7 protein-coding genes are annotated in these 6,532 nt (G+C 77.1%); 2 read left to right on the top strand and 5 right to left on the bottom strand.

Annotation, left to right across the window (positions count from 1 at the left end):
• Positions 1 to 30 precede the first annotated feature (30 nt).
• On the bottom strand, positions 31 to 675 hold the full coding sequence (locus tag FHL80_RS10270; RefSeq protein WP_138733325.1) for an HAD hydrolase-like protein: 645 nt from the start codon (positions 673 to 675) through the stop codon (positions 31 to 33).
• A complete protein-coding gene (locus FHL80_RS10275; RefSeq protein ID WP_138733326.1) occupies positions 672 to 1,403 on the bottom strand; it encodes a cobalt-precorrin-6A reductase in 732 nt (243 codons plus the stop codon). Before FHL80_RS10275 ends, FHL80_RS10270 begins: the two co-directional genes overlap by 4 nt.
• A 26-nt stretch (positions 1,404 to 1,429) precedes the next feature.
• Here FHL80_RS10275 and FHL80_RS10280 point away from each other — a divergent pair, with 26 nt between their 5' ends.
• A complete protein-coding gene (locus tag FHL80_RS10280; protein ID WP_138733327.1) occupies positions 1,430 to 2,509 on the top strand; it encodes a cobalt-precorrin-5B (C(1))-methyltransferase in 1,080 nt (359 codons plus the stop codon).
• 2 nt (positions 2,510 to 2,511) lie between these two features.
• Here FHL80_RS10280 and cobM read toward each other — a convergent pair whose 3' ends face one another.
• The 3 genes from cobM to def form a co-directional block, all read right to left on the bottom strand.
• Positions 2,512 to 3,252 (bottom strand): precorrin-4 C(11)-methyltransferase, encoded by a 741-nt coding sequence (cobM, locus tag FHL80_RS10285; RefSeq protein ID WP_138733328.1) that lies wholly within the window; start codon positions 3,250 to 3,252, stop codon positions 2,512 to 2,514.
• A gap of 76 nt (positions 3,253 to 3,328) precedes the next feature.
• On the bottom strand, positions 3,329 to 4,549 hold the full coding sequence (cbiE, locus tag FHL80_RS10290) for a precorrin-6y C5,15-methyltransferase (decarboxylating) subunit CbiE (protein ID WP_138733329.1): 1,221 nt from the start codon (positions 4,547 to 4,549) through the stop codon (positions 3,329 to 3,331).
• Positions 4,550 to 4,628: 79 nt separating this feature from the next.
• The gene (gene def / locus FHL80_RS10295) at positions 4,629 to 5,186 is read right to left on the bottom strand and encodes a peptide deformylase (RefSeq protein WP_138733330.1); all 558 of its coding nucleotides are present in this window, start codon (positions 5,184 to 5,186) and stop codon (positions 4,629 to 4,631) included.
• 45 nt (positions 5,187 to 5,231) lie between these two features.
• Between def and FHL80_RS10300 the strand changes: the two genes are divergently transcribed.
• Positions 5,232 to 6,284 carry a cobalamin biosynthesis protein gene (locus FHL80_RS10300; protein ID WP_138733331.1) on the top strand — a complete coding sequence of 351 codons (1,053 nt, stop codon included), beginning with the start codon at positions 5,232 to 5,234 and terminating at the stop codon, positions 6,282 to 6,284.
• Positions 6,285 to 6,532: the final 248 nt, after the last annotated feature.

Consider the following 6,532-nt stretch of genomic DNA (forward strand, 5'->3'; position numbering starts at 1 on the left):
GGGTGTCCACGGGATCGCCGGGCCCAGGCTCTAGAGCGAGGCCAGCGCCGCGACCACGTCGGCCGGGGTGGCGGCGATGGCCGCCGCACCGGCCGCGGCCAGCTCGCCGGGCAGCGCCGGGCCCCAGCCGGCGCCCACGCAGGGCAACCCGTGCGCGGCGGCGCCCAGCACGTCCTGCGACCGGTCGCCGACCAGCACCGGCCGCTCGCCGGCCGGGTGCGCGGCCAGCGCGGCGGCCACCACCTCGTGCTTGTGCCGCACCGTGCCGTCCAGCGTCGCGCCGTGCACGCCGGCGAACGCCGTCAGCAGACCCGCGTGCTCGAGGACCTGCACCGCGAACGGCTCGGGCTTGCTGGTCGCCACGGCGAGGGTCGCCCCATCGGCGCGGAGCGCGGCCAGCAGCTCGGGGATGCCGGGGTACACGTGGGCGTCGAACATCGCGCCGGCCCGGTAGTGCGCGCGGTAGGCGGCCACCGCCCGGTCGATGTCGTCGCCGACCAGACCGAGGGCGCCGGCGAAGCCGTCCTGCAACGGTGGGCCCACCATCGACCGCAGCTGCGCCGGCGTCGGCTCGGGGAGGCCGAGCTCGGCCGCGGCGACCCGGACCGAGGCCCAGATCCCCGGCGTCGAGTCGACCAGCGTGCCGTCCATGTCGAGGAGCACCAGCCGGCTCATCGGCCGCGCAGCCAGGCCAGTGCCTCGTCGACCGTCGCCACGGTCTCGACGCCGGCCGGCAGCGGTGGCCGGCGTACCAGCACGACCGGGATGCCCAACTCGCGGGCGGCGGTCAGCTTCGCCTCGGTCAGGTGCCCACCGGAGTCCTTGGTGACGACGACGTCCACCGCGTGCTCGCGCATCAGCGCCAGCTCGTCGGCGACGCTGAACGGTCCGCGGTCCAGCAGCAGGGTCGCGCCGGCGGGCAGCGGCTCGTCGGGCGGGTCGACCGAGCGCACCAGCACCCGCCCGGGCAGGTCGGCGAACGCGCGCACGCCCTGCCGGCCGGTGGTGAGGAAGACGCTGGAGCGGTCGGCGACGGCCGCGGCGGCCTCGGCCAGCGAGCCGACGGACCGCCAGTCGTCCCCGGGCTGCGGCGTCCAGCCCGGCCGCTGCAGCCGCAGCAGCGGGGTGCCGCGCGCCGCCGCGGCGGCCGCCGCCGAGGCGGTGATCCCGGCGGCGAACGGGTGGGTCGCGTCCACGACGGCCCGCGGGCGGTGCTCGGCCAGCCAGTCGGCCAGCCCCTCCGCGCCGCCGAAACCGCCGACCCGCACCGGCCCCTCGGGCAGCACCGGCTCGGCCGTCCGGCCGGCCAGGCTGGAGAGCACGTCCACACCGTCGGCGACCAGCGCCGCGGCGAGCTGCCGCGCCTCCCCCGTGCCGCCGAGCACCAGCACCTGACCGGTCACGTGGACGCACCCCCGAGAATGGCTCCGTGAGCAGGGACGGCGCGGGGCTGAGGCACGGCTGGACGACGGGCGCCTGCGCCACCGCCGCGACCACCGCCGCCTACACCGCGCTGCTGACCGGGGAGTTCCCCGACCCTGTGACGATCGACCTGCCGGGTGGCCGGCACCCGTCGTTCGCGCTGGCCCGCGAGGCCCTGGACGGCGCCCGCGCCACGGTCGGCATCGTCAAGGACGCCGGTGACGACCCCGACGTCACCCACGGCGCGCTGGTGTCCGCGACGGTCACGCTCGGCGAGCCCGGCAGCGGTGTGGTCTTCCGGGCCGGCGCAGGCGTGGGGACGGTGACCAAGCCCGGCCTGCCGCTGGCGGTGGGCGAGCCGGCGATCAACCCGATGCCGCGGCAGTTCATGACCGAGCACGTCGTCGCGGTGGCCGGCCGGTTCGGCGGTGCCGGGGACGTCGTCGTCGAGGTGTCGGTGGAGAACGGGGCCGAGCTGGCCCGCAGGACCTGGAACCCGCGGCTCGGGATCCTCGGCGGCCTGTCGATCCTGGGCACCACGGGCGTCGTCGTCCCGTACTCCTGCTCGTCGTGGATCGACTCGATCCGCCGGGGGATCGACGTGGCCCGCGCCGCCGGGCACACCCACGTGGCCGGCTGCACCGGCTCGACCAGCGAGCGGACCGTGCAGCAGCTCTACGGCCTGCCCGAGGACGCGTTGCTCGACATGGGCGACTTCGCCGGTGCGGTGCTCAAGTACCTGCGCCGGCACCCGGTCCCCCGGCTGACCGTCGCCGGCGGCATCGGGAAGCTCGCGAAGCTGGCCGAGGGGCACCTGGACCTGCACTCGGGCCGGTCGCAGGTCTCGTTCGCGGCGCTGGCCGACCTGGTCGCCGGGGCCGGCGCCGACGGTGAGCTGGTCGAGGGCGTGCGGACGGCGAACAGCGCGCTCGACGCGCTGCTGCAGTCCCAGGCCGCCGGGCTTCCGCTGGGCGACCTCGTCGCCGCCGGCGCTCGCCGGACGGCGGAGGCCGTGCTGCTCGGGGCCCCGGTCGAGGTGGACGTCGTGGTCATCGACCGGGCCGGGAGGATCGTCGGTCGCGCCTGACATCAGCGCGGCCGCGTCGTCGAGTAGAGGTGGCTGTCGAGGAACTGCTCGGCGGCCAGCACCCGGCCGACGACCACCACCGCGGTCCGCCGGACGCCGGCCGCGGTCACCTGGCCGGCGATGTCGGCGAGCGTGCCGCGGAGCACCCGCTCGTCGTCCCGGCTGGCCCGGGCCACCACCGCGACCGGGCAGTCGTCGCCGTAGTGCGCGGCCAGTTCCGGTGCGAGCTCGTCCATCCGCTGCACCGCCAGGTGCAGCACCAGGGTGGCACCGGTCGCTGCGTAGGCGGCCAGCTCCTCCCCCGGCGGCATGGGCGTCGACCGGGCCGACGTCCGGGTGAGGACGACGGTCTGCGCCACCCCCGGCACGGTGAGCTCCCGCCGGAGCGAGGCCGCAGCGGCGGCGAACGCCGGCACCCCCGGGACGACGTCGTAGGGCACCCCCGCGGCGTCCAGCCGGCGCATCTGCTCGGCCATCGCGCTGTAGACCGACGGGTCGCCGGAGTGCAGCCGGGCGACGTCCTGTCCGGCCCGGTGCGCGGCGACCAGCTCGGCGGTGATCTGGTCGAGGTCCAGGTCGGCGGTGTCGACCAGCCGGGCGCCCGCCGGCGCGGTGTCCAGCAGCTCGCGCGGGACGAGCGCGCCGGCGTAGAGGCAGACCGGCGCCGACGCGATCAGCCGCGCGGCCCGCACGGTGACCAGGTCCGGCGCCCCCGGCCCTGCCCCGATGAAGTGGATCGTCACACTGCGATCCTCACGGATCGCACCGCGGCCAGGTGCCGTGCCCCATGACCGGGAGCCGCTCCCGGCGACAGGATCCTCACCTCGTCACGCTCCAGATGGTCACCGGCATGGCGGGCTTCCAGCCGGTGAAGCCGCCGACCGGCTGGGCGTGCGCGACCAGCAGCCGGGTCAGCTGGCCACCGACCCGCGCCTGCCACTGCGCCAGCACCGCCTCGCTCTCGACCGTCACGGCGTTGACAACGAGCCGGCCACCGGGGGTCAGCGCGTCCCAGCACCTCTCCAGCACGCCGGGCACCGTGGCCCCGCCGCCGACGAAGACGGCGTCCGGCGCGGGCAGCCCGCCCAGCGCCTCCGGCGCTCTGCCCTCCACCACCTGCAGCCCGGGGACGCCGAGCCGCGCGGCGTTCTGCCCGATCCGGTGCGCGCGGTCGGGCCGGGACTCGACGGCCACCGCCCGGCAGGAGGGGTGCACCCGCATCCACTCGATGCCGATCGAGCCGGCGCCCCCGCCGACGTCCCAGAGCAGCTGGCCCGGCAACGGGGCGAGCCGGGACAGCGTCACCGCCCGGACGTCGCGCTTGGTCAGCTGCCCGTCGCTGGCGTAGGCCTCGTCGGGCAGGCCCGGGACGGTCGGCAGCGGCACGGTCCCGGGGTCGGCGACGACCTCGACCGCGGTGACCACCAGCGGGTCGGTCTCGGCGTGCGCCCACTCGTCGGCGGTGCCGGTGAACCGGCGCTCGGCGGCGGCGCCGAGCTGGGCCAGTGCGGTCAGCCGGCTCGCCCCGTAGCCCCACTGCCGCAGCCGGTCGGCCACCTGACCGGGCGTGGTGGTGTCCGCGCCCAGCACGACCAGCCGCCGTCCGGGGGTGACGTGCGGGACGAGCAGCTCCAGCGGACGCCAGACCACCGACACGACCGTGGTCTCCTCCACCGACCAGCCCATCCGCGAGCAGGCCAGCGTCACCGACGACGGGTGCGGGACGACGTCGACCGCGGCCGCGCCGAACCAGCGGACCAGCGTGGTGCCGATGCCGGAGAACATCGGGTCCCCGCTGGCCAGCACCACCACCCGGCGGCCGGGGTGGGCGGTCGGGAGCTCCCGGACGGCCAGCGCCATCGGCGACGGCCACGGCACCCGCTCGGCGTCCACCTCTGCGGGCACCAGGCCGAGCTGGCGCGAGCTCCCCCGCAGCACGTCGGCGCCCGCGATCGCCCGCCGGGCGGCCGGGGACAGCCCGTCCCAGCCGTCGGCACCGATGCCGACGACGGTGACGGTCCACCCCTCGGGAGCACTCACGCCGTGCTCACTGGCGCGACTCCGCCCTCGATCCGCCCCTCGGTCGCCGGCGCTCCCTGCGGTGCTCCCTCGGGCGTCGTCATGCGGGCAGCTCCCCCTCGGGGCCGGCGGCCTCGGCGAGCAGCCGCTCGCGCAGCTCCTCGGGCAGCCGGTCGACGTAGACGGTGCCGTCGAGGTGGTCGACCTCGTGCTGCAGGCAGCGGGCGGCCATGCCGGTCGCCTCGATCGAGGTGGGCTCACCGTGCGCGTCGACCCCGTCGACCCGTGCCCGGAAGGCGCGCTCCAGCTCGGCGTAGGGGCCGGGCACCGACAGGCAGCCCTCCTCGGTCACCTCGACGGCCGGCTCGTCGCCGACCGGGTCGAGCACCGTGAGCACCGGGTTGACCACGTAGCCGATGACGTCCTCGCCGTCGGCGTCGGGGCAGTCCATCACGAAGACCCGGGCGTCGACGCCGATCTGGTTCGCCGCGAGGCCCACCCCGTCGGCCGCGTGCATGCTGGCGAACATGTCCAGCAGCAGGTGCCGCAGCGCCCGGTCGAACTCGGTGACCGGGGTGCACGAGCGGTGCAGCACGGGGTCGCTGCCGTAGGTGACGATCGGCCGGGCGACGCCGTCGTAACGGCCGGGCAGGCGCATGACCGTCGATCCTAGGGACGTCCCGGCTCTCTACAGTCACCGGCGATGTCCTCCGCCGACGCTCGTGCTCTGCTGCCTCCCCGGGAGCAGCGCACGACCGCGGGCCGACCAGGTGCTGCGACGGCGGCCGGACTGGCCCTCGGCGCTCTCGCCGACCTGCTGCTGGCCGACCCGCGGCGCGGCCACCCGGTCGCCGGTTTCGGCCGGGCCGCCGCCGCGCTGGAACGCCGCACCTGGCGGGACTCGCGGGCCGCGGGGGCCGGCTACGCCCTCGTCTGCACCGGGACGGCGACCGCTGCCGGGGTCGCGGCCCAGCGGCTGACCGCGGGCCGCCCGCTCGCCCGCACCGCGCTGACCGCCGTGGCCACCTGGGCGGTGCTCGGTGGCACCTCGCTGGGCCGGGCGGCCACCACCATGGAGCACCACCTGACCGACGGCGACCTGCCCGCCGCCCGCGCGCACCTGTCCACCCTCGCCGGGCGCGACCCCAGCGGGCTGGCGGAGGCCGAGCTGGTGCGGGCGACGGTCGAGTCGGTGGCGGAGAACACCTCCGACGCCGCGGTGGCGCCGCTGTTCTGGGGCGCGGTCGCCGGGTTGCCCGGCCTGCTCGCCTACCGGGCGGCCAACACCCTGGACGCGATGGTCGGGTACCGGTCGCCCCGGCACCTCCGCTTCGGCTGGGCCGCCGCCCGGCTCGACGACGTCCTCAACTGGCTGCCCGCCCGGGCGACGGCCGCCCTCACCGTGCTCACCGCGCCGCTGGTCGGGGCCTCCCCGGCCGGGGCGTGGCGTGCCTGGCAGCGCGACGGCGCGGCCCATCCCAGCCCGAACGCCGGGCGCTGCGAGGCCGCACTGGCCGGCGCCCTCGAAGTGCGGCTGGGCGGACGCAACGTCTACGGCGAGCGGGTCGAGGAGCGTCCGGCCCTCGGCGACGGCCGGTCGCCGGAGCGCGGGGACATCCGCCGGGCGGTCCGGCTCTCCCGGGCGGTGTGGACCGCCGCGGCCGCCCTGGCCGCCGCCGCAGCGCTGGCCCGCCGGGTCCGGGCGCCGAGCTGGCCGCGGCAGTCCGCGGTGGCCGCAGCCGGTGACTCCGCGTGAGGGTGGGCAAGCGTACCGTCAGCGCGTCGAGACCGTGTGCGTGTCGCGCTCCAGCGCGGTAGCTTTTCACCACTGGAGCGGTCGCGCCCTCAAGGCCCGACGGGTCGTCCCAGGTCGAGTCAACGGCTGGACGACCCCCACCGGAGAACTCCGGTGCGCCCGGCTAGATCGGTCGATGCAATGTCCTCCACCTCCGCGCTCCCCCGCCCGACGCAGGTGCGCCCTGCCGCACCGGCCCGGTCCGCTCG

Origin of the sequence: Modestobacter excelsi, assembly GCF_005930495.1 — a bacterium.
Lineage (GTDB): Bacteria > Actinomycetota > Actinomycetes > Mycobacteriales > Geodermatophilaceae > Modestobacter > Modestobacter excelsi.

Excerpts from the sequence above, each read along its gene's own strand:
- FHL80_RS10270 (WP_138733325.1), bottom strand. The coding sequence starts at position 675 with ATGAGCCGGCTGGTGCTCCTCGACATGGACGGCACGCTGGTCGACTCG.
- def (WP_138733330.1), bottom strand. The coding sequence starts at position 5,186 with ATGCGCCTGCCCGGCCGTTACGACGGCGTCGCCCGGCCGATCGTCACC.
- FHL80_RS10300 (WP_138733331.1), top strand. The coding sequence starts at position 5,232 with ATGTCCTCCGCCGACGCTCGTGCTCTGCTGCCTCCCCGGGAGCAGCGC.